At 31.3% G+C, this 21,622-nt stretch carries 21 protein-coding genes and 1 tRNA gene; 14 read left to right on the top strand and 8 right to left on the bottom strand.

The features are described from left to right. Positions 1-4 precede the first annotated feature (4 nt). A complete protein-coding gene (locus AC5SLN_RS01990; protein WP_494593860.1) occupies positions 5-532 on the top strand; it encodes an adenine phosphoribosyltransferase in 528 nt (175 codons plus the stop codon). On the opposite strand, the gene AC5SLN_RS01985 is transcribed toward AC5SLN_RS01990, so the two are convergent. Beyond that, positions 526-1,449, bottom strand: a complete 924-nt coding sequence (locus AC5SLN_RS01985) for a glycosyltransferase (RefSeq protein ID WP_494593858.1) — start codon at positions 1,447-1,449, stop codon at positions 526-528. The genes AC5SLN_RS01990 and AC5SLN_RS01985 overlap by 7 nt on opposite strands. 55 nt (positions 1,450-1,504) lie before the next feature. On the opposite strand from AC5SLN_RS01985, the gene rfbB reads away from it, so the two are divergent. The 7 genes from rfbB to AC5SLN_RS01950 all read left to right on the top strand — a co-directional run bounded on the left by rfbB (position 1,505) and on the right by AC5SLN_RS01950 (position 7,067). Continuing rightward, positions 1,505-2,524, top strand: coding sequence for a dTDP-glucose 4,6-dehydratase (gene rfbB / locus AC5SLN_RS01980; protein WP_494593856.1), 1,020 nt, complete (start codon positions 1,505-1,507; stop codon positions 2,522-2,524). Then, positions 2,521-3,387 carry a sugar nucleotidyltransferase gene (locus AC5SLN_RS01975; RefSeq protein ID WP_494592301.1) on the top strand — a complete coding sequence of 289 codons (867 nt, stop codon included), beginning with the start codon at positions 2,521-2,523 and terminating at the stop codon, positions 3,385-3,387. The genes rfbB and AC5SLN_RS01975 overlap by 4 nt, the downstream gene beginning before the upstream one ends. After that, complete coding sequence (locus AC5SLN_RS01970; protein WP_494592299.1) at positions 3,387-4,088, top strand: sugar nucleotide-binding protein; 702 nt, start codon at positions 3,387-3,389, stop codon at positions 4,086-4,088. The genes AC5SLN_RS01975 and AC5SLN_RS01970 overlap by 1 nt, the downstream gene beginning before the upstream one ends. A gap of 309 nt (positions 4,089-4,397) precedes the next feature. Beyond that, positions 4,398-4,757 carry a group I truncated hemoglobin gene (locus AC5SLN_RS01965; protein ID WP_006996981.1) on the top strand — a complete coding sequence of 120 codons (360 nt, stop codon included), beginning with the start codon at positions 4,398-4,400 and terminating at the stop codon, positions 4,755-4,757. Positions 4,758-4,796: 39 nt separating this feature from the next. Then, complete coding sequence (locus AC5SLN_RS01960; RefSeq protein ID WP_018414266.1) at positions 4,797-5,663, top strand: PP2C family protein-serine/threonine phosphatase; 867 nt, start codon at positions 4,797-4,799, stop codon at positions 5,661-5,663. A gap of 3 nt (positions 5,664-5,666) precedes the next feature. Continuing rightward, positions 5,667-6,281 (top strand): prepilin-type N-terminal cleavage/methylation domain-containing protein, encoded by a 615-nt coding sequence (locus AC5SLN_RS01955; protein ID WP_018414267.1) that lies wholly within the window; start codon positions 5,667-5,669, stop codon positions 6,279-6,281. Between the two features lie 21 nt (positions 6,282-6,302). Beyond that, positions 6,303-7,067, top strand: a complete 765-nt coding sequence (locus AC5SLN_RS01950; protein ID WP_494587131.1) for a type IV pilin protein — start codon at positions 6,303-6,305, stop codon at positions 7,065-7,067. Positions 7,068-7,208: 141 nt separating this feature from the next. On the opposite strand, the gene AC5SLN_RS01945 is transcribed toward AC5SLN_RS01950, so the two are convergent. The 5 genes from AC5SLN_RS01945 to aptA form a co-directional block, all read right to left on the bottom strand. Further along, a tRNA-Met gene (locus AC5SLN_RS01945) sits at positions 7,209-7,285 on the bottom strand. 65 nt (positions 7,286-7,350) lie between these two features. Beyond that, complete coding sequence (locus tag AC5SLN_RS01940; protein WP_494593853.1) at positions 7,351-7,578, bottom strand: hypothetical protein; 228 nt, start codon at positions 7,576-7,578, stop codon at positions 7,351-7,353. A gap of 40 nt (positions 7,579-7,618) precedes the next feature. Then, on the bottom strand, positions 7,619-10,063 hold the full coding sequence (locus AC5SLN_RS01935; protein WP_494593851.1) for a GcvT family protein: 2,445 nt from the start codon (positions 10,061-10,063) through the stop codon (positions 7,619-7,621). Between the two features lie 6 nt (positions 10,064-10,069). Beyond that, positions 10,070-11,188: an alanine dehydrogenase gene (gene ald, locus AC5SLN_RS01930; RefSeq protein WP_494593849.1), complete on the bottom strand. Its 1,119-nt coding sequence runs from the start codon at positions 11,186-11,188 to the stop codon at positions 10,070-10,072. A 43-nt stretch (positions 11,189-11,231) separates the two neighbouring features. Next, the gene (gene aptA, locus AC5SLN_RS01925; RefSeq protein ID WP_494593847.1) at positions 11,232-12,578 is read right to left on the bottom strand and encodes an omega-aminotransferase AptA; all 1,347 of its coding nucleotides are present in this window, start codon (positions 12,576-12,578) and stop codon (positions 11,232-11,234) included. A 205-nt stretch (positions 12,579-12,783) separates the two neighbouring features. Here aptA and AC5SLN_RS01920 point away from each other — a divergent pair, with 205 nt between their 5' ends. The 4 genes from AC5SLN_RS01920 to AC5SLN_RS01905 all read left to right on the top strand — a co-directional run bounded on the left by AC5SLN_RS01920 (position 12,784) and on the right by AC5SLN_RS01905 (position 17,554). Then, positions 12,784-13,725, top strand: a complete 942-nt coding sequence (locus tag AC5SLN_RS01920; protein WP_018414008.1) for an ABC transporter substrate-binding protein — start codon at positions 12,784-12,786, stop codon at positions 13,723-13,725. Between the two features lie 87 nt (positions 13,726-13,812). Then, positions 13,813-14,610 (top strand): ATP-binding cassette domain-containing protein, encoded by a 798-nt coding sequence (locus AC5SLN_RS01915; RefSeq protein WP_494593845.1) that lies wholly within the window; start codon positions 13,813-13,815, stop codon positions 14,608-14,610. Between the two features lies 1 nt (position 14,611). Beyond that, positions 14,612-16,525, top strand: coding sequence for an ABC transporter permease (locus AC5SLN_RS01910; RefSeq protein WP_494593843.1), 1,914 nt, complete (start codon positions 14,612-14,614; stop codon positions 16,523-16,525). A gap of 18 nt (positions 16,526-16,543) precedes the next feature. Further along, complete coding sequence (locus tag AC5SLN_RS01905; RefSeq protein WP_020169286.1) at positions 16,544-17,554, top strand: Ldh family oxidoreductase; 1,011 nt, start codon at positions 16,544-16,546, stop codon at positions 17,552-17,554. On the opposite strand, the gene AC5SLN_RS01900 is transcribed toward AC5SLN_RS01905, so the two are convergent. Beyond that, positions 17,555-18,697, bottom strand: a complete 1,143-nt coding sequence (locus tag AC5SLN_RS01900) for an epoxide hydrolase family protein (protein WP_494593841.1) — start codon at positions 18,695-18,697, stop codon at positions 17,555-17,557. A 49-nt stretch (positions 18,698-18,746) separates the two neighbouring features. Here AC5SLN_RS01900 and AC5SLN_RS01895 point away from each other — a divergent pair, with 49 nt between their 5' ends. Beyond that, positions 18,747-19,658, top strand: coding sequence for a bifunctional enoyl-CoA hydratase/phosphate acetyltransferase (locus AC5SLN_RS01895; protein WP_494593839.1), 912 nt, complete (start codon positions 18,747-18,749; stop codon positions 19,656-19,658). 62 nt (positions 19,659-19,720) lie between these two features. Continuing rightward, on the top strand, positions 19,721-21,007 hold the full coding sequence (gene hisD / locus AC5SLN_RS01890) for a histidinol dehydrogenase (RefSeq protein WP_011281955.1): 1,287 nt from the start codon (positions 19,721-19,723) through the stop codon (positions 21,005-21,007). Position 21,008: 1 nt separating this feature from the next. On the opposite strand, the gene AC5SLN_RS01885 is transcribed toward hisD, so the two are convergent. After that, a complete protein-coding gene (locus AC5SLN_RS01885; RefSeq protein ID WP_494593837.1) occupies positions 21,009-21,614 on the bottom strand; it encodes a LysE/ArgO family amino acid transporter in 606 nt (201 codons plus the stop codon). Positions 21,615-21,622: the final 8 nt, after the last annotated feature.

The raw sequence follows: 21,622 nt of genomic DNA, 5'->3' as shown, positions 1-21,622 counted from the left end.
TATCATGAATTTAAAAGATTATATTAGGTCTATTCCAGATTATCCAAAAAAAGGAATTCTATTTAGAGACATTACAACTCTAATCAAAGATGCAGATGCATTTGAAGAATGTATTAATCAAATAGTTAAAAGATCTAGTAAATATAAAATTGATAAAATTGCAGCAATTGAATCAAGGGGTTTTGTTTTTGCGTCAGCCGTTTCTTATTTGTTAAAAAAGCCGTTTATATTACTTCGTAAAAAAAATAAATTACCTGCTAAAACTCATTCTATTGATTTTGAGTTAGAATATGGAAAGGCAACTATTGAGGTACATATAGACTCGATTGACAAAAATGACTCTATTTTAATTATTGATGATCTAATTGCAACAGGTGGTACAGCTGAAGCTGCTGCTAAGCTTGTAGAAATTTCAGGAGGTAAAATTGCCGCTTTTATTTTTGCAATCAATCTTTTTGATCTTGGTGGTTGTGATAAGTTAATTAAGAATGGTTATAAAATAGAAAATTTAATGGATTTTCCAGGTCATTGATATTTTTTATCAACTCGGTACGATGAATTTTTCCCAATAATTGAATTTAGCAAACCATTAAGTCTGCAAACATATTTACTTTTCATTTTTTTATTAAAGGTAATTGTATAAAAAACAACTTTAAAGAATGATCTAAGTAATTTTCCACTAGTTTTTTTAATTGCAAATAAATATCCATAATTTTTTTTATAAAAATAAAAAGTTGACCACATCCAATGCCACTCTCTTAGTTTTTCAGATTCTAATTGATTTTTGGGATCAGATCCAAAAGATCCTTTGTAACCAAGGTGATCAATAAGTAAGTCTTTTGCTCTAAAAACATTTTCATTTTTTAACTCAAGATTTTTACACAAATCAAATTCCTCAAAATATAAAAAAAATGACTCATCAAAAATTTTCCTTGAGTTAAATTTTTTTAAGTTAATTAACATCATGCATCCAGTAACCCAGTCAACTTTAGTTAACGTTTCAAATATTTTTTTTGTAGATGACTCAATGTCATTACTATACTGCTTTTTCTCATTTTCTTTAAATACACCTGAAGATGAGAAAGATTTATCTTGATTGTATGTGCTCCCAATAATTGTAAAATTTAAACTTGAATCTAGATATTTTTTAACATTATCAAAAAATGTTCTATGAAAAACTATATCTGGATTGGCTACTATTACATAATCGGTGTTTACTAGGTTAAAACCATAATTGTTTCCGGCTCCGTAACCAAGGTTTTTTCCTGTAAAATGAATTGATAAATTATTTTTTTTATCGATAGAGAAAAATTGATTTTCTTTCTTAAAAGAGTTTTCAATAATTTTAATTTCGACATTTTTATCTATTGAATTTAGACAATTTTTTAAAATGGTACTGTCTGTTTTGTATGTAACTATTACAATAGTGAGTTTTGCTAAATTATTCATTATATTCAAAAACTAAAATATATACTTTTTTTATTATTAATGTAGAAATTTTATAATGAAAAATATTATAGTAACTGGAGGGCTTGGGTTTATTGGTAGTAATCTAATTGAGTTATTAATCCATAAAAAATATAAGGTTATAAATATAGATAAGGTTACCTACTCATCTAATTTCTACAATACAAATGAGTACCTAAAAAACTCAAAATATAAATTTATCAAATGTGATTTAAATAATAAAAATAAACTTAGTAAGATTATTTTCAAACATAAGCCAATTGGTATTTTTAATTTAGCTGCAGAAACTCACGTAGATAGATCTATTGATAGTCCTGAAAGTTTTATTAACAGCAATATTATTGGTGTTTTTAATCTACTTGAAATATTTAGAGAATATTTGAAATTAAATAAAAAAAGTAAATTAATCCATATTTCTACAGATGAGGTTTATGGGGATATATTAAAAGGAAGATCTCATGAAAACTTTCCCTACAAACCTAGTTCACCTTATGCCGCTAGTAAAGCGGCCTCTGATCATCTCGTAAGTTCATATGTTAGAACCTACGGTATTTCAGCAATAGTCACAAATTGTTCAAATAACTATGGCCCAAAACAACACCCTGAAAAACTTATTCCAAAATTGATTTATAATATCTTGAATAATAAAAGTTTACCCATTTACGGTAATGGGAAAAATTCAAGAGAATGGATATATGTTCAAGATCATTGTGAAGCATTAATAAAAGTTTTTCAAAAAGGTAAAGTTGGTGAATTTTACAATATAGGTTCAAATAAAAATTTGAATAATCTTGAAATTTGCAAAGCCTTAATAAAAATTGCTAAAAAAAATCACTTAATTGGTTCAAATGTTATGATTAAATTTGTTAAGGATCGACCTGGTCACGACATAAGATATGCACTTGATAGTAAAAAAATATTAAAAACCTTGAGATGGAAGACAAAAGTTAGTTTTGAGAAAGGTTTGGAAAAAACATTTTTATGGTATCTTCATAATAATAACTATTACAAATCTATATCTAAAAAAGATATTATTAAAAGATTGGGTACAAAATGATTAAAAAGGGAATAATTTTAGCAGGAGGAATGGGAACTAGAATGAGTCCTCTTACAAAAGCTGTTAATAAACAACTTTTACCAATTTACGACAAACCTCTTATCTTTTATCCACTCTCAATATTAATGCTTGCAAAAATTAAAGACATTTTAATTATTGTAAATAAAGGACAGTTAAATCAATATAAAAAATTAATTCCTAATGGCAACAATCTAGGAATTAAAATTACTTATATAGAGCAAGACAAACCCAGAGGATTACCTGATGCTTTTGTTTTGGGTGAGAAATTTATTGGTAAAGATAACGTTGCAATGATTTTAGGAGATAATTTTTTCTATGGTCAGAACCTAACTTCAAAATTACTAGACTGTGCAAAAATTAAAAATGGCGCTAAGGTTTTATTGCATAGTGTTCAAACTCCCGAGTTATTTGGTGTTGCAAAAGTAGATAGAAATAACAAAATTATACAATTAAAAGAAAAGCCAAAAAAATTTATATCTAAAAACGCCATAACCGGTTTATATTTTTTTGATAATAAAGTTGTACAGTATTCAAAAAAACTAAGACCATCTAAAAGAGGTGAAGTAGAAATTATTGATCTTTTGTTAAGATATAAAAAAGATAATAAGTTATCGGCTGATTTTATTGGAAGAGGTGGTGCCTGGTTAGATACAGGTTCAATTGATGATTATTATAAAACAATTGCTTTTGTGCAGGCAATTGAAAATAGACAAGGATTTAAAATTGCTTGTATAGAAGAAATTGCATTAAACAATAAATGGATAGGGAAAAAAGAAATTGATAAATCAATTAAGTTTTATGGTAACTGTAATTATTCAAAATATCTTAAAAATTTAATTTAATGCAAAAAAAAATAGTTATCACGGGTGGTGAGGGAAGATTTGCCCAAGTTTTAAAGAGAGATAATAAAAAATTAGATATCCTTTATCCAAGTAAAAAAGAATTAAATATTTTAAGTATAAATTCTATAAATAGATATTTAAAAAAAAATAAGCCTAAATATTTGATTCATGCAGCAGCTTTATCGAGACCAATGAATATTCATGACAAACAAATATCTAAAAGTATTGATTTAAACATAATAGGTACAGCCAATATGGTAAAAGTCTGCTCTGAACTAAAAATTAAACTTATTTATTTTTCAACTGGCTATGTTTATGAGGGAAAAATTGGTAATTATAATGAAATTGATCCTGTATTACCTGTTAACAATTACGCATGGTCAAAGCTTGGAGGTGAGTGTGCGGTTACTATGTACAAAAATTCTTTAATATTAAGAATTACAATGTGTGAAAAACCTTTTTTACACAAATATGCTTTTCATGATATTGAGGCAAACTTTATATTTCATGAAGAAGTTGTAAAAATTATACCTAAAATTTTAGATAAAACTGGAATAATTAATGTTGGTGGAAAAATTCAATCAATTTATTCATTTGCAAAAAAAAATAACAAAAGTGTCAAAAAAAAATCTGGTAAAAAATTATTTCCAAAAAAAGTTTCCATGAATGTTGCAAAATTAAATAAAATTATGAAATGGTAGCGGGAAGTGGAATCGAACCACTGACCTCAGGCTTATGAGTCCTGCGCCATGACCCTTGGAGCCAACGCATCCTGCAAGAACATCTTTAAAACTCCTTTGTCTCTGCTCTTTTCTTTCTAAACTCAGATTTACATAAACTTAGACTCTAGTCAACTTCTATTGGAGCATTGGAGCATGAGTGGAGCAAAAAAAGTTAGTTCCAATCACTAACAGCTTTAACTTATCAAAATTATTAAAAGCTTTCAAATAAAACCCAAAATAAACATAATATGACTTTGATTACATTAAACATAAGTATATTTTAAAAATATGACTCAAACACTTTTTGAAAAATATGGTGGAAAAAAAACAGTTGGTCAAATTGTTATTAACTTTTATCAAAAGCTTATGGCTGATGAAAATTTGAAAAAGTTTTTTACAAATTCTGACATGAAAGTTTTAATTTCACACCAAACTAATTTCATTTCTCAAGCTTTAGGTGGACCAAAAGAATATACTGGTCTTGATATGAAAACTGCTCATCAAGGCATGAAAATATCTCAAGAAGACTTTAATGGAGTTGCTGGACATCTAAAACAAACCTTGGAAGAACTAAATGTTGAAAGCCAAGATGTTGACACCATCATTGGTGTTGTCGCTCCACTTTCAGAACATATTGTATCAAAATAACAGAATTCATAATTAATAAATTTTGATAATATTTATTTAATGATAAAAATAAATAATTGGGAAGACTTAATAGCGTTAGCAAAAGAACAAGGGCTTACACCTAAGGAAGCATGGGAAAGAATTGAAAAAACAAATCTAAAATTTTTAAATAGAAAAAGTTCAGCAGAAAAAGAACTTAAAAAAGGAACAAGAGTACAAAGACTCATGTTTCCAAAGAATAATGAGGAAAATATTCTTTTAGCAAAAAATGTACCTTCTTTGGATGTTTCTGGTGATTTTTATAATTTCAAAAATTTAGAAGATAAAATCTTTTTTACTCTTGGCGATGTTTCTGGCAAAGGAGTGGATGCAGGACTCATTATGGCAAGAGTTACCTCATTGTTTGAAATCCTTGTTGAGGAAAAAAAGAGTCTTATTGAAATTGTGTCATTAATAAATGATAATTTATATAATTTACGTTCAGGAAAATTTTTAACAGGAATATTTGCTGTATACGATAAAAAATCTAAAAATCTTGAATTTATTAATGCTGGCCATTCAGAAAGTATAATTTCAGAGAATAAAAAAATTACTGAACATGTTTCTAGCAAAATTCCGCCGCTTGGAGTTCAGCCTATTAATCTTGATTTAAATAGTGTTTTAAATAAAATTTCATTGAAGGATAAAATTTTTTATATATACAGCGATGGCTTAAGCGAAAGTAAAGATTTTGAAGGAAATGAAATTGAAGCTGAGGGTATAATAGATTTGTTAAATAAGAATAAAGATCACGATATTGCAACACAATTGGAAAATATTTTTATAGAAATTTCCGCGTTTGGTGCATTGCAAAATATGTCAAATGAAGAACAAAGTATAATTAAGGATGATCTTACAATTTTAGCTATTAATGGGAAAAATATTTAATCAATGAAAAAAATTAAAAATGGTTTTACCTTAATTGAATTATTAGTGGTAGTTGCCATCATTGGTATTTTATCATCTGTCGGGGTTGTTGCTTATAATGGGTATACAGCTGGGGCTAAAGAAACAGCTTGCAAAGGTAATTTTAGAACCATAGTTAAAGCTGTTTATGAAAATATAATGTGGTGTGAGCTTAACCCAACAATTAATTTTTTGTGGAATAATGAACAATCTTGGGAATTTGATTGTGATACTATGTTCTATAACGGCATGTCAGTTGCGTCTCAGTGGGGGTACACGACAACTGAACAATTAGTCAGTCTTACTGTAAGAGATATTTCTAGTCAAGATAGTCATAGAAAACCAGACTCAAATATAGGTTCAAGAACAACACTTAAAACGATGACTAATCCCTACACTGGTTCTGGTGCTGTTTCTGGTGGTACTGCAAGGAGGGAAATTTATGATGGAGATAGATATGATATGAGAGGTAGTGTATCTCTTCTAAAAAGAGATAGTAGTGGAAATGAATTAAGCAATAATTGGCAGTCAGAGGGACAACTGTATCTAATAACTAAATGTCGTGATAAAGTGATAGAATACGAATTTGATATCTATTGAAAATTTATATGTTTTTTTAAAATGAAAGTTATAAATAATAAAAAAGGTTTTACCTTAATTGAATTATTAGTGGTAGTTGCCATCATTGGTATTCTTGCAAGTGTAGGTATTGTTAGTTTTCAAGGTTACACTAAAATGGCAAAGAACAGGGTGCTTGTTGCAAATTGGAAAACAATTTCAAAAGTAATTGAGTTAGAATTAGCTGCTGCAAACAATGGTCTTGATAGTTTTATTGCAGAATATGATGAAGATGGAAATATGGTTAGTGAAAAAATGGATGGAAATACAACTTGTAATAATTTTGCATTTTCAGTCCAACAACATTTTAGTCATTTTAAAAACCCATACAATCTAGAATGGGAATCTGTAACAGTTGATACATTAGCGCAATCACAACATAGGAAAGGACAAATTCAATTAGTGTGCTATTCACATTTTGCAAGTTTCGGTGACGGTGGAGGATGTCCTATTTCATCTGATGCATGTAGATTGTTGTTGATTGCTTATAAAGAAGATAGAGGACGATGGAATACACCTGATGGAAAGTGTGATAATACAATTGTTTCAACCACTGGTGATGGCTGGCAACGTAATATGAGAGAATTTGTAAATGATTGTTATAATCAAATACTTGTAGGTGGAGACCAAAGAGAAAGTCAAGCTCAAGCACAATCTGATTGTGGTTGGGATTCAAGTATCCATGGCTCTTGGGCAGTAAATCAAAATAGTATCAGAGATGAAGCAGGTGGAAAATGTTCAGGTTCAAGTGGAACACCTTGTTCTTAAATTTTTAATTAATCTGTTATCTAACACGTGCTTCTCACTTGTTATTTCTTCTTCTAGATAACGCAATGACCAATTCTCATTGGAGCATGAGTGGAGCAATTGATATTTGAAAATGTTCAACCTTAAATAAGGGTTGATTTTTGGTAGCGGGAAGTGGGATCGAACCACTGACCTCAGGCTTATGAGTCCTGCGCTCTAACCGACTGAGCTACCCCGCCACTTAATTCTTGATGATTTATAATAGTTTTTTAATTTAGTGCAATCAAGTATTTGAGAGAGTTGTTTACTTTAAGAACGTGATCAAAGTTCCTAATAAAGAAAGTCCTAATATAGTAGAGCTATAAAAAATTATTTTTCGTTTTGTTTCATTTTTTTGATCTATTTTTACCCTGTTAAGTAATTTGTTAATGTCTACAATTCTCTTTTGATCAATATATTGTAGTGGAATGGTTTTTTTATTAACTTTTTTTTCACTGATATGTTTTCTGTCATGAAAATAAGTTTTTTGCATGAGATTATTTAACCACCAATTATTTAACTCGGCAACAAAATTATAACAATCTAGGACGTTTATCTTTTAGAGGAGTTATCTCTACTAGTGCTGGGAATTTTTGTTTAGCAACTTCAATATATAGGTTCATTTTTGAAAGTACTTCATTTGAATGTATTGAGCTTACATATCCAAAAGACAGGTTTTTTTTATAATTAAAGGAATAATTCCCAGATGTCGTTCTTCCTATAATCTTATCTTCCAGATAGATTGGTTCTTCATGTAATAATAGAGGTGTGCCTGGCTTACTATCTTTAAGTGACAGCATAACAAACCTTCTGTTTTGTTTTTTACCTTTTATTTTTAATAAGCTTTCTTTGCCAATAAAATCGATTTCTTTTTTATAACTAATTGCAAAATTTAATCCTGCCTCGTATTGATTTTCTTCCGGTGAAATATCATGACCCCAATGTAAAAATCCACTTTCCATTCGCATTGTATCCATTGCATGCGACCCACAGTGAGATAAATTATGATTTTTTCCTTCTTCAACAATTAACTGATAAATTTCTGTAGCATCCTTATTCTCTATATAAAGCTCAAATCCTAATTCACCTACATAAGATAATCTTTGAGCCCAAATTTTTTTTGAACCAAGACTTATAAATTTACCATATCCAAATTTAAATCCTTCATTACTAAAGTCATCATTTGAAATTTTTGAAATTAAATTTCTACTTTTTGGTCCAAAAATTCCTAAACAAATAAGATCATCTGTAATATCTTTTAATTCTAAATTAGGAGATAAATATTTTACAATATGTGCCTTATCATGGGTTCTTGTTGCAGCTGAACTTATTATTCTAAAATGATTTCTATCAATACAAATAACAGTTAAGTCTGCTTCAATTCCTCCAGCTTCATTCAGCATTTGTGTATATGTTGATCTACCTATTTCATTTTTAATGTTAGCTGTACATATCCTTTGTAATTCTCTATGTGCTTGCTCTCCTTTTATTTCATATTTTGAAAATGGAGAGAGTTCATACAAACCAACATTGGTAATTGTATTTTTACATTCATGCTCAACTGATGGATACCAATTTTGATAATTAAAACTATATTCGTATTCTGCTTTAGCACCCTCTAATGCATACCACATTGGTCTTTCATATTCACCCGATTGGCCAAAACAAGCACCGGCATTTTTTAATTCTTCATGATACGGTAATAATTTTTGATTTCTTGAAGTTTGATGTTGTTTATAAGGCCAGTGCATTCCATACAAATCACCAAGAGTTTCCGTTACCCTTTCCATGATAAATTTTTTAGATGAGTGGAATTTTTGAAATCTTTTAATATCTAGTGAAAATAAATCTTCATTCATATATCCATTAATCATCCATTCAGCAGTAACTCTGCCCGCACCCCCTGAACTTGCAATCCCAATGCTATTAAATCCACAACACGTAAAAAGATTACTCACCTCTGGAGCTTCTCCTAAAAGGTATTGTGTATCAGGTGTAAATGATTCAGGTCCTGAAAAAAATTTTCTAATACCAGCAGTTTCTAAAATGGGTAATCTTTGAAATGATTTTTCTAAATAAGGTTCAAAGTGATCAAAATCATCTGGAAACTCACCAAAAGAAAAGTCCTGTGGCACCACCCCTTTGTCTTTGAACGCAGGTTTTGCATTAGGCTCAAATATTCCAACTAACATTTTTCCTGCATCTTCTTTTAAATAAAGACAGGAATTATAGTCTCTTAAAACGGGTAAGTTTTTAGGTAACTTATCTAACGGTTCTGTGATTATGTAAAAGTGCTCGTTTGGATATAATGGAATACTTACCCCAATATCCTCTCCAATTTGTCTCGACCACATCCCAGTTGCAATTACAACGTATTCACAATCAATTTTGCCAAATTTCGTTTGAACACCAACAATTTTTTTGTCTTTAATTAATATTTTTTCAACAGGAGTTTTCTCAAATATCTGAGCTCCTTCCATCTTTGCAGCTTTTGCTAAAACATTAGTCACTCCAACGGGGTCTGCCTGACCGTCTTCCGGCATATATACCCCACCTAAAATATCATCATCATTTATAACAGGATAAAGTTCTTTTATTCTTTGTTTGCTAACAGTTTCAACATTAACATCAAATAACTGAGCAGCAGTTGCTTGTCTTAATAATTCTTGTAGCCTTTCAGGCGTGCTAGCAACTGTGATTGCACCATTTTGTTTTAGTCCAGTTGATAAACCAGTTTTTTTTTCTAATTCTTTGTAAAGATTTAAAGAGTATTTACGAAGTCTTGTAATTGTAGCGGATGCACCTAATTGACCAACAAGTCCTGCTGCATGCCAGGTGGTTCCTGATGTTAGTTGGTCTCTTTCTAATAAAATGGTATCTTTCCAACCATATTTTGCAAGATGATATGCAATAGAACAACCAGCAACCCCCCCACCAATGACAACAACTTTTGCTTTGGCCGGAAGCATTTTATCCATACTTTTTTACTGGGTTATAGCTTTTTCCGGTGCTACAAACTCGTGTCCAAAAACATCAGCAACAGCTTTATAAGTCACCATACCCTTATGGACGTTTAATCCTGCAAGGAAATTTTTATCTTCGCCTAAAGCTTTTTGATAACCTTTGTTAGCAAGTTTAACTAAATAAGGTAGTGTTGCAGCATTTAATGCAATTGTTGAAGTTCTTGGAACTCCACCTGGCATATTAGCTACACAGTAATGAACTACATCGTCAATGATATAAGTTGGATCACCATGGGTTGTTGGTTTACTCGTTTCAACACAACCTCCTTGATCAATTGCAACATCAACAATAACAGATCCTCTTTGCATAAGTTTTAACATTGGTTTAGTAATTAACTTTGGAGCTTCAGCACCTGGAATTAAAACACCTCCAATTAATAAATCAGCTTTTGCAACTAGTTGATTTAAATCGATCTTATCACTTTGTTCTGGAATTATTTTATCTCCAAACATTTCAACTAATTGTTTCAATCTTGCTTCAGACTTGTCAACGATATGAACTTTAGCACCCATTCCTGTTGCAATTATAGCAGCATTTTCTCCAACAACACCACCACCTAAAATAACAACAGTTCCACCTTCTACTCCAGGAGCACCTCCCAATAAAAGTCCTCTACCTTTTTGATTTTTTTCTAAACAATGCGCACCAGCTTGAACTGACATACGTCCAGCAACTGCACTCATTGGTGCAAGTAATGGTAATCTGCCATTGTCATCTGTAACTGTTTCATAGGCTATACAAACACCTTTAGATTTAATCAAACCCTCTGTTAATTCTTTAGCTGCTGCTAAGTGTAGATAAGTGTATACGATTTGATTTTCTCTAATCATCTTAACTTCACCTGATTGGGGCTCTTTTACTTTAACAATTATATCTGCATCATTGAAAATATCTTCAGCTTTATCAACAATTTTAGCACCTACACTTGTATATTGATCATTTTCAAAACCAGCTTCAAATCCACCATTATTTTCAACTAAAACTTCATGACCTTCTGATATTAAAGTTTTAACGCTTTCAGGGGTTAATCCAATACGATGTTCTTGTGGTTTGATTTCTTTAGGTACGCCAATTTTCATAACACTCTCTCCCTTTTCAGTACTTTAAATTTTATTAAAGTTTTTAGTTTTTTTGATTTTTTTGATAGTTAGTAATACCAGTTCTTAACTTTTCAATAATCTCATCAATGTGTTTTTCTTCACAGATGAATTGAGGAGCTATAATTAAACAATCTCCTGTAGCTTTAAAGTTAACACCAGCTTCATAACATGCTTTAAAACATTCATAACCAGCTTTACCTGGTTTAGTGTTTAGCTTCATGTCTATTCCACCCATCATTCCATATCCTCTGATATTATCTACAGACTCTAGATCCTGAAGAGAGAATAATCCTTTTTGGAAATAAGGAGCTAAATTTTTTGCTCTATTGAAAATATCATCTTTTTCAAAAATTTCCTGCACTGCAAGAGCGGCAGCAACTGCAACTGGAATTCCTGAATAAGTATAGCCATGAAACAATTCAACTGCACCTGTTGGTGAAGCATCCATTACCGCATCATAGATATAATCATTACATGCAACAACACCCATGGGAACAACACCGTTGGTTGTAGCTTTAGCCATTGTCATAATGTCTGGAGTTACTCCAAATTCATCTGCAGCGAATTTAGATCCTGTTCTGCCCCATCCTGTAATTACTTCATCAAAAATTAAAAGTATTCCATGCTTGTCACAGATCTCTCTTAGTTTTTGTAAATATCCTTTTGGTGGAACCAGTGTTCCAGTTGATCCAGCAATCGGTTCAACAATACAAGCAGCAATGTTTTCACCACCAAAATTTTGACAAATAGTTTCTAAATCATTTGCTAAATAGTCTCCAGTTTCTGGTTGACCACTTACAAACTTATGTTCTGGTAAATGTGTATGTCTAATGTGTTGGACACCTGGCATTAAAACACTTGCAAACGTTTTAACATTATTCACCATTCCACCCACTGAAATACAACCAATGTTCATTCCATGATAACCACGCTCACGTCCAACAAATCTAAATCTTTCTGCATGTCCTTTTGCTCTGTGATATGCAACAGCAATTTTAATTGCAGTTTCTACAGCTGTAGATCCACAAATTGTAAAAAACATTTTATTTAAATCACCTGGTGTGTGTTTTGAAATTTTTGTAGCTAATTCAAATGAACCACCAAAACCTTGTTGAAATGGTTGTGCGTAATCTAAAGTTTCTAATTGCTTTGTAACAGCTTCTGTGATTTCTCTTCTTCCATGGCCTAGTGGGTTACAAAATAACCCTGAGCTCGCATCTATTTGTGTTTTTCCATGGTGAGTTTTTAAGTAAACCCCCTTAGCTTCTGTAATTAGTCTTGGGTTTGCTTTGAAATCTTTATTAGATGTAAACGGCATCCAATGTTCATTTAATGAATTAGGTACTGAAGTTCTGTTTTCTGAGCTCATAAATATTCTCTCTCTAAGTATGTAGTGTTATAATTTTACTCCTAACTATTAGACTAAATCAAAAGGTTTTCTATAATTATTTTTTTCTTTAAGGCTTATAATTTTACAACTTATAGGTGTATAAAAATTAAAATTTGTTTTACATCAATTCCAAATTCTATTTAAATACAGATAATTTAATTAAATTACTAACAAAGGAATAATAATGAAAAAAATAATTAGTTTTATTCTTGGTGCTGTAGTTGCTCTTAACTTATCAATGTCAGTTGCTAACGCTGCTGCTAAAGAAGTTAGAGTTGCATTCTTTTTAGAATGGCCTACTCCAAACCAAGAAGACAAAGTTAAAAAGATGTTTGATAAAGCTCTAGGGGTTCCAGTTAAATGGACTAACTTTTCAAACGGTGGTGCAATGACTGATGCTATGTTAGCTGGAGATATTGATATTTCTTACTCACAAGGCTTAGTGCCATTCATCAATGCTGTTAAATCAAAAGCTCCGCTAAAACTTGTAGATATTGCTATGGAATACGGAATGGGTGGAACAACTTGTGTTACATCTAATGCTTCTGGAATTACAAAAGCTAACGCTTCTGAATTAGAAGGTAAAAAAGTTGCTGTTCCTCTAGGAACGATGGCTGAGTATGTTTTTGATGAAAGTATGAAAGTTGTTGGTGCTGATAAAAGTAAAATGACAGTTATTCAAATGGATCCTGAAGAAGGTGCTGCTGCACTAGTTTCTGGTGACGTTGTAATGGCGTGTTTATTTGGTGGTAATTCTATTAAAGCTGCAACTGCAGTTGGAAGTAGATTACTAACAGTTCAAGAAGCACGTGATGCTGGTATCTTAGGTATCGACATTACATCTGTTACTGACAAATTTATGAAAGAGAACCCAGGTATGCTGAGAACTTTCATAGAAGTAACTCATGAAGCAAATGCTAGATATGCAGCAGGTAAAAGTGATTTAAATGTTATCGCTAAAGATGCTGAGATGAAGCTTGGTGATATGAAAGAAACTTTAAGCGGATTTAAATTTCTTACACCTGAAGAGACTGAAAAATCTATGACTTCTGGAAATCTAAGTGGATTTTTAAAAGGAATGGGTACTCCTAACGGAGCAGTTGATACAAGCTTTTTACCTCTTTAATTTAGAGAGTTAAATAAATTTAAATAGGCGCCAATTTAATAAATTGGTGCCTATTTTTTTAAAAAAATTTTAATATAGTATTGTCTTATGAGTGATTTAATTTCTCAGAATTTAAACATGATCTTTAAAACTCCTAAAGGAGAAACAGTTCATGCATTAAAAGATGTAAACTTTACACTTAAAAAAGGTGAACTTTTAACTGTTCTTGGTCCTTCGGGCTGTGGAAAAACAACTTTATTAAACATTACTGCTGGATTTCTACGACCTACTTCTGGAGTTCTCACTCTTAACGGAAATGAAATTAATGGCCCTGGTGTTGAACGAGGAATGGTCTTTCAACAAGGTGCTTTATTTGAATGGCTAACGGTTGCAGAGAATGTTGACTTTGGTTTAAGAATGAAAAAAGAAGACCCGGTTAATACTGCTAAGAAAGTTGAAGAATGGTTAAATATAGTAGGCCTACAAGGTTTTGGAAACACTCCTACTTATCAATTATCTGGAGGTATGCAGCAAAGAGTTGCTCTTGCTAGATGTTTAATTAATGACCCTGATTTAATTTTAATGGATGAACCGTTAGGAGCATTAGATGCATTAACCAGAGAGAAGATGCAGTCTTTAGTTTTAAAAATTTGGAAAGAAACAGGAAAAACAATTATCTTAATCACCCACTCAGTTGAAGAAGCTTTACTACTAGGTGAAAGATTATATGTAATGGCACCAAGACCAGGTCGTATCCATAAAGAATATAATCTTCCTTTTGCATCAATGGGTATTGATGGTGATTTAAGAGAGATAAAAAAAACACCTGACTTTGTAAGCACTAGAGAAGAAATTCTAACTATGATTTGGAATATGGAAGAAGAAATTATGGGTAAAGATATTTAGTATGCTAACAGGTATTATAACATTCGTAGTAATTTTTGCAGTTATTGGATCTATTTTGTATGGAAGAAAATTAGCAAAAACTGAAAAATTAGATGCTGTATTTGGTAACCCTGAAAGAGCTAAAGGTGGAGTTCATTGGGTTATTGTTGGTAGTAGTTTTTTACTATTAACTTGGCTTTACTATTCTTGGGATATGGCGAAATCATTTTATCCTCAGTCTGCAAATGAACTTTGTCAGGTTGCAAAAGTAAACGACTCTTTACTTTCATTAAAATATTTATTTCCAATTGAGGAACGTGAATTTAAGAGTACTTCAATAATTAAAGGTGAAAACAAAAATATAAAAAAACTAGCTAATGAAATTAAAAATTCACCTAATATAAGAGAACAAGACAAAACTACTCTTTTAAAATTTATTGCAAAAACTCAACAATCAATTCCATTATTAACCAATATTGATCTTTTAAAAGAAGAAACAAAAAGTCAAATTCGAGATTTAACAAATAGAATTACTTGGTTAACAGAAGATTTTCAAAAAATAAGCTATCCGCCAATTAAAAGTATTGAAGAAGAGAACGCGAGAATTGAAGCTTTAAAAAAACAAGGGAAATGGGGAGCCTCTGCAACCGCTGTAGAAAATACAGTTGAAATACCAAATATTCCTGAAACAAAAATGGGTTTAAAATTTGATGCAGCTGCAAAAGAATTAACTCTTATTAGTAATGACTTTTTCAAATTAAGAAATCATAACTATAAATATAAACAGTTAATGAAAGAGATTAAGGATGAGATTAAAGCTTATCGATCTAGTTTAGATGATACCCAAGAAGTAGCTTCTGCATTAGCAAAAGATGTTTTGAAAATTGCTCGAAGAATCGAATACGCAAGTATTTTCCCACCTAATACTCTTGATGATATGCAAAAATCAATAATAGAGTTTGATGAAGTTCAAAAGAAAGAGCAAGGTGTTTTAAGACTAGTTGATATTTTTTTATTTCCTGCTGGTACAATTGTTTCAAGTGGACCAAATTGTTCTGAGCAAGGATCTGGAAGATGGTTACCAAAACCGTCTGATACCTTTAATAAATTTGTGCTACTCCTTAAACCCAGTATTGGATTTAAAAACGTACCTCTAATTTGGTATGAAATGATGGATGTAAGTAAAATAGTTGGTTTTATATTACCTGATTGGATTGCAGATGCTATGCCTGGGGCATATCCAATTCATAATGCTGACGGAACTGTTACTCCAAACTTTAAGAGTAAAGTCTTAAGTGTTGTTACAGGTGAGTTTAAATTATTTAAGATACCAGTTCCGATGGGTCATATCTGGGATTCTTTTTTAAGAGTTCTCCTAGGTTTGGTACTTGGAATTATTTTTGGTGTACCACTAGGATTATTTATGGGTTTAAACAGATTTGCTAAAGGATTTTTTGATCCCTTAATTGAACTATATAGACCGGTACCCCCATTAGCTTGGGCTCCTCTAGTTATTACTGTATTTGGAATTGATAATGTTGGGAAAGTTTTCTTATTATTTATGGTTTCATTTTCAATTATGATCATCTCTGCTAGAGCAGGAGCTGCTGGTACTCAGTTGTCTAAAATTCATGCTTCACACTCACTTGGTGCATCTAAATGGCAAATATTAAGACATGTAATATTTCCAAACTCATTACCAGAAATTTTAACAGGGGTTAGAGTTGCTGTTGGAATGTGTTGGGGAACTTTGGTTGCAGCTGAATTTTTAGCTGGTACTACAGGTATTGGATTTGTTGAAAACGTTGCTAAAAAATACTTCCAATATGAAGTTATTTGGATCACTATTTTTGTAATGGGTATGTTAGGTTTATTATTTGATGTTGCTTTAAGAAAAATAATTGACAAAACAATTCCATGGCATGGTAAAGGTTAATCAAACTTTTATTAAACTATGAAATCTTCGAAATTAAAAAGAATTATTAAAGATATCTTTATTAAGTATAAATTAAACAAAGATCATGCCACTATTTGTGCTGAAGCCTTAATCAATGCAGAATTAGTTGGTGCTCCATCACATGGTTTATCTAGACTTAAGATGTACTGTGACCGTATTTCTAAAAAAGTTATTAATCCAAAAGCTAAAATTAAAGTTAAAAAAATTTCTCAATCCATTGCCCATGTTGATGGTAACAATAGTATTGGCTTTGTTGCAGCAGATACCGCTATTAAAACTGCTATAAACAATGCTAAAAAAACTGGAATTGGCTTAGTTGCAGTTAAGAATAGTGGTCATTATGGTTTATCTGGTTATTACGCAGAGCAAGCAGTTAAAAAAGGTTTAATGGTAATGATATTTACTAATGCACCTCCAGCAGTTGCACCTCATGGAGCTTTAAAAAGTTTATTTGGAACAAACCCTATTTGTTTTGGAACACCTACTGGATCAAAGGTTCCTTTTATTTTAGACACTTCAATCTCAATGATTAATAGAGGAAAAATTAGAGTTGCAGCAAGAGAAGGAACTAAAATTCCTGAAGGAGTTGCTTTAGATAAATTTGGTAAACCAACAACGGATCCTAAAAAAGCATTAGAGGGTGTTCAATTACCAATAGCTGGTTTTAGGGGCTCTGGATTAGCTTGGATGGTTGATATTTTAAGTGGTGTATTAACAGGTGGTAATCATGCAGGTAGAGTTAAAGATCCATTTACCGATTTTAGTGGTCCACAAAATATTGGTCACCTATTTTTTGTTTTAAAGCCTAATTTATTTGTCGGAAATTCTTTCAATAAAAGAATAAAAGACAATATCAAAACTATAAAAAGACTTCCCAAGATAAAAGGTGTTAAAGAAATTCTTTACCCAGGACAAAGTAAGTTTAATAGGTTTAAAAGTAATCTTAAAAAAGAAATTAATATTTCAAAAGCTGTTTTAAAAGACTTGGAATATTTACAAAGTATCTAACTATCGTACAGATCTTGAAAACTTTACAAGATCATTAACAAGAAGTTCAGGTTCCTCAAGGGCTGCAAAATGTCCACCCCTCGGCATCTCTGTCCATTGAGTAATATTAAACATTCTATCCACATAAGATTTTGGTGGCCACTCAGACATTTCTGCTGGAAAAATTGCTGCAGCTGTTGGAATTTCTATTTTTTTAAAATCTTTAGGAAAAAAACGTCCACCCTCTTCTCTTCTTCCGTAATAAATCCAAGTAGCTGTGTTGAAAGTTTTTGTAACTACATAAACCATAATATTAGCTAAGAGTGTATCTTTTGAATAAACACTTTCAATATTGTTATCTTTTAAATCAGACCATGAGTACATTTTTTCAATAATCCATGCTGCAATTCCAACAGGACTGTCCATCATTCCATAACTTAAAGTTTGAGGTTTAGTTGCTTGTTGAGTTCTATATCCATCTTGCATTATTTGGTCTGTATTAAATCTTTGTTGCCATTCTTCCTCTTGTTTTGTTTGTGGACCATCAGGGTGGCGCATTGTTAAACAATTAATGTGAATTGCCTTACATGATTTTGAATGATCATAACCAATCCAGTTTGCAATAGTTGCTCCCCAATCACCTCCTTGTGCTAAATATTTTTTATAACCAAGGTTTTCTGTCATCAATTTATTTAAAGTATTGGCTATTTTTCTTGGTCCCATGGGTCTTGAAGGTCTCCCAGAAAAACCAAAACCAGGTAATGATGGGACCACTACATCAAAGGCATCGTCAATGTTTCCACCAAATTTTTCAGGGTGTGCAAGTCTTTCTATAATATGTAAAAACTCAATTACCGATCCAGGCCATCCATGCATAAGAAGTAAAGGTGTTGGGTTGGACCCACTTCCCTTTTCATGAATAAAATGTATTTCGATATCATCTACAATAGTTGTGAAATTTGGAAATTGATTTATTTCTGCCTCATGTTTTCTCCAATCAAAATATTTAATCCAATAATTTGAGATCTCTTTCATATAATCAAGATTACTTCCATATTTCCAGCCACCATCATCTGGCATTTCATGCCATGGGTAATTTTTTACTTTAGTGTATATTTCTTGAAGTACTTTATCGGGAATATCTAATTTAAAAGGCTTAATCATTATCAATTTACAGTATATACTTTTTAAAAATTCAGACTAAATATACCTCATGCTTTCAAATAAAGAAATTGTTTGTCCTAATAACCTTCTGGATCATGCGCATAAGAAAAAAGGTGTTAATGCTGCAATCGTAAATGCAGGGTTGCCTTTACCAATGCTTTCAGTTCAAGATGCTGTTAATGAAAATTTAATAATACCTATTTTTATTGGTGATAAAAAAGAAATTCTTAAATGTGCTGAAGATTTAAAATGGGATATTTCAAAATTTGAAATCATTGATGAACCTATTGAAAATAATACTGCTGCTATTGCTGCAAAACTTGCTAGCCAAGATAAAGTAAAAATTATTGTTAAGGGTCATATTCATACGGATGTATTAATGAAAGAAATTTTAAAAAGAGATTACAATTTACTTGGTAAAACTAGACTTAGTCACATATGGCATATGACAAATACTAAAGACGACAAGCCACTTATAATTACTGATGGTGCTTTAAATGTTTTACCCAATGTAAAAACAAAAATGCATATTTTAAGAAATGTAATTGATTTTTCAAACCGTATAGGAATTGAAAGGCCCAAAATTGCAGTTCTATCAGCAACAGAAGAAATTTTAGATAGTGTACCAAGCTCTATCGATGCAGATGAAATTACAAAACTTGCAAAAGAAGAAAATTTAAATGCTGATGTTTTTGGTCCCTTGGCATTTGATAATAGTATTTCAAAAAAATCTGCCGCTATAAAAGGTGTTAAAAATATTGTAGCTGGTGATGCAGATGTATTGCTAGTTCCAAGTGTTGAAACTGGAAATAGTTTGGTTAAAATGATGATTTATTTTATGGGAGCTTGTGCAGCTGGTGTGGTAGTGGGTGGTAAAGTTCCAATAGTAATTACTAGTAGATCTGATGAAGCACAAGCTAGATTAGCCTCTATTGCTGCAGCTGTTGTTGCTTTAGACTAATTCTTCATTGAAATAATTACATTAATGTTTTAAATAAAGCTTCAAAATTAGAGAGGGAAACAATGGCTATAACGTACTTAAAAAAATCACCAAAAACATCGTCAACAGACGATACTAAAACAACTGGAATTGTTCAGGATTTATTAAAAAATATCGAAACTACAAAAGAACAAGGTTGTATCGATCTTACAAAAAAATTTGATAAATACGATGGAGAAATCATCGTTTCTAAAGAAAGAATTGAAGAAATTAAAAAAACATTAGATCAAAAAACAAAAGATGATGTTCAATTTTCATATGAAAGAGTTAGAAAATTTGCTGAAGCTCAATTAAAAAATTATGGTCAAGATTTTGAAGTAGAGCTTTCAGATGGACTTTTTGCTGGTCAAAAATTAATACCTGTTAATACCGCTGGATGTTATGTACCAGGAGGTCGTTATGCACACATTGCATCAGCAGTTATGAGTGTAACAACAGCAAAGGTTGCTGGTGTAAAAAACGTTATTGCCTGTAGTCCTCCAAAAGAAGGAGTGGGTGCACATCCAACAATTATTTATACCGCAGATCTTTGTGGTGCTGATGTAATTTTAAATTTAGGTGGTGTTCCTGCAATTGCAGCAATGACTAATGGCTTATTTAATAACCCTCCTGCAGACATTATCGTTGGTCCTGGAAATCAATTTGTTGCTGAAGCTAAAAGAATTTTATTTGGAAAAGTGGGTATTGACTTGTTTGCTGGTCCTACTGAGATTGGAATTATTGCTGACGCTAAAGCTGACCCTGAGATAGTTGCTGTAGATTTAGTGGGTCAAGCTGAGCATGGTTATAATTCACCTTGTTGGTTATACACAACGAGTAAAGAGCTTGCAGAAAAAGTAATGAAAAGAGTTCCAGAATTAATTGCTGAACTACCAGAAGTTCCAAGAACTAACGCAGATGCAGCGTGGAGAGATTATGGTGAAGTTATCCTTTGTGATACTGATGAAGAAATGGCAACTATTAGTGATGAGTATGCTCCAGAACACTTAGAAGTTCAGACAGAAAATTTAGAGTGGTTTCACAAAAGACTTACAAACTATGGTTCTTTATTTATTGGAGAAGAAACAACTGTTGCTTATGGAGATAAATGTTCAGGAACTAATCATATACTTCCAACTAAAGGTGCGGGAAGATATACGGGTGGATTATTCGTTGGTAAGTTTGTTAAAACTTTAAGTTTTCAAAGAATGACAAAAGAATCTACTGAATTAGTTGGTGCTGCAGCTGCAAGAATTTCTAGATATGAGGGAATGGAAGCACATGCAAGAACAGGCGACGTTAGGCTTAAAAAGTACGGTTATTCTAGTTAAATTATATAATTTCCATTAGCACTGTTAAAGCCAAAATAGACATAAAAAGAATAATCAAATAATTTATTCTTTTCCACACTGTTGCACTTTTAAGATATTTAGAAAAATATTTTGAAAGATATCCTATTATAAAAAAAAATAGGAATGAAGAAATGGCTGCCCCAGCACCAAAGTAATACTTATCCACTTGACTAAGGCTTTTAGAGAAGTTTCCTAGGAAAAACACAGTGTCTGAATAAACGTGTGGATTAAGAAAAGTAAAACCTAAAGTTTTAATTACAATGTTAGATAGATTATTAGTTTTACTATCCACATTAAATGAAGTTTCTGAAACTTTAGTTTTAATTTTTCCCCAAATAAAATGTAATAAAAATATTAAAAGTAAAATATTAAAAACTAACTCAATAGTTGGAGTAAAAAAATGATTCAGATACTGAAATAAAAAAATTCCTAAAAAAATTAATAAAAAGTCTGAAATTGAACAAATTAAACATACAATAAAAATATATTGTTTTTTTAAGCCTTGTTCTATAACAAATATATTTTGAGCACCTATTGCAAGAATTAAACTTAACCCAGTTAAAAAACCTAATATTAAATAATCCATTAAGTTTT

The sequence above is a fragment of the Candidatus Pelagibacter sp. PS_31 genome (assembly GCF_059417865.1).
This window is presented reverse-complemented; position numbering and strand designations above follow the sequence as displayed.

What these genes read in the sequence shown, in the direction of transcription:
- AC5SLN_RS01990 (WP_494593860.1), top strand. Translation starts at nt 5, where the DNA reads ATGAATTTAAAAGATTATATTAGGTCTATTCCAGATTATCCAAAAAAA.
- AC5SLN_RS01985 (WP_494593858.1), bottom strand. Translation starts at nt 1,449, where the DNA reads ATGAATAATTTAGCAAAACTCACTATTGTAATAGTTACATACAAAACA.
- rfbB (WP_494593856.1), top strand. Translation starts at nt 1,505, where the DNA reads ATGAAAAATATTATAGTAACTGGAGGGCTTGGGTTTATTGGTAGTAAT.
- AC5SLN_RS01975 (WP_494592301.1), top strand. Translation starts at nt 2,521, where the DNA reads ATGATTAAAAAGGGAATAATTTTAGCAGGAGGAATGGGAACTAGAATG.
- AC5SLN_RS01970 (WP_494592299.1), top strand. Translation starts at nt 3,387, where the DNA reads ATGCAAAAAAAAATAGTTATCACGGGTGGTGAGGGAAGATTTGCCCAA.
- AC5SLN_RS01965 (WP_006996981.1), top strand. Translation starts at nt 4,398, where the DNA reads ATGACTCAAACACTTTTTGAAAAATATGGTGGAAAAAAAACAGTTGGT.
- AC5SLN_RS01960 (WP_018414266.1), top strand. Translation starts at nt 4,797, where the DNA reads ATGATAAAAATAAATAATTGGGAAGACTTAATAGCGTTAGCAAAAGAA.
- AC5SLN_RS01955 (WP_018414267.1), top strand. Translation starts at nt 5,667, where the DNA reads ATGAAAAAAATTAAAAATGGTTTTACCTTAATTGAATTATTAGTGGTA.
- AC5SLN_RS01950 (WP_494587131.1), top strand. Translation starts at nt 6,303, where the DNA reads ATGAAAGTTATAAATAATAAAAAAGGTTTTACCTTAATTGAATTATTA.
- AC5SLN_RS01940 (WP_494593853.1), bottom strand. Translation starts at nt 7,578, where the DNA reads ATGCAAAAAACTTATTTTCATGACAGAAAACATATCAGTGAAAAAAAA.
- AC5SLN_RS01935 (WP_494593851.1), bottom strand. Translation starts at nt 10,063, where the DNA reads ATGGATAAAATGCTTCCGGCCAAAGCAAAAGTTGTTGTCATTGGTGGG.
- ald (WP_494593849.1), bottom strand. Translation starts at nt 11,188, where the DNA reads ATGAAAATTGGCGTACCTAAAGAAATCAAACCACAAGAACATCGTATT.
- aptA (WP_494593847.1), bottom strand. Translation starts at nt 12,578, where the DNA reads ATGAGCTCAGAAAACAGAACTTCAGTACCTAATTCATTAAATGAACAT.
- AC5SLN_RS01920 (WP_018414008.1), top strand. Translation starts at nt 12,784, where the DNA reads ATGAAAAAAATAATTAGTTTTATTCTTGGTGCTGTAGTTGCTCTTAAC.
- AC5SLN_RS01915 (WP_494593845.1), top strand. Translation starts at nt 13,813, where the DNA reads ATGAGTGATTTAATTTCTCAGAATTTAAACATGATCTTTAAAACTCCT.
- AC5SLN_RS01910 (WP_494593843.1), top strand. Translation starts at nt 14,612, where the DNA reads ATGCTAACAGGTATTATAACATTCGTAGTAATTTTTGCAGTTATTGGA.
- AC5SLN_RS01905 (WP_020169286.1), top strand. Translation starts at nt 16,544, where the DNA reads ATGAAATCTTCGAAATTAAAAAGAATTATTAAAGATATCTTTATTAAG.
- AC5SLN_RS01900 (WP_494593841.1), bottom strand. Translation starts at nt 18,697, where the DNA reads ATGATTAAGCCTTTTAAATTAGATATTCCCGATAAAGTACTTCAAGAA.
- AC5SLN_RS01895 (WP_494593839.1), top strand. Translation starts at nt 18,747, where the DNA reads ATGCTTTCAAATAAAGAAATTGTTTGTCCTAATAACCTTCTGGATCAT.
- hisD (WP_011281955.1), top strand. Translation starts at nt 19,721, where the DNA reads ATGGCTATAACGTACTTAAAAAAATCACCAAAAACATCGTCAACAGAC.
- AC5SLN_RS01885 (WP_494593837.1), bottom strand. Translation starts at nt 21,614, where the DNA reads ATGGATTATTTAATATTAGGTTTTTTAACTGGGTTAAGTTTAATTCTT.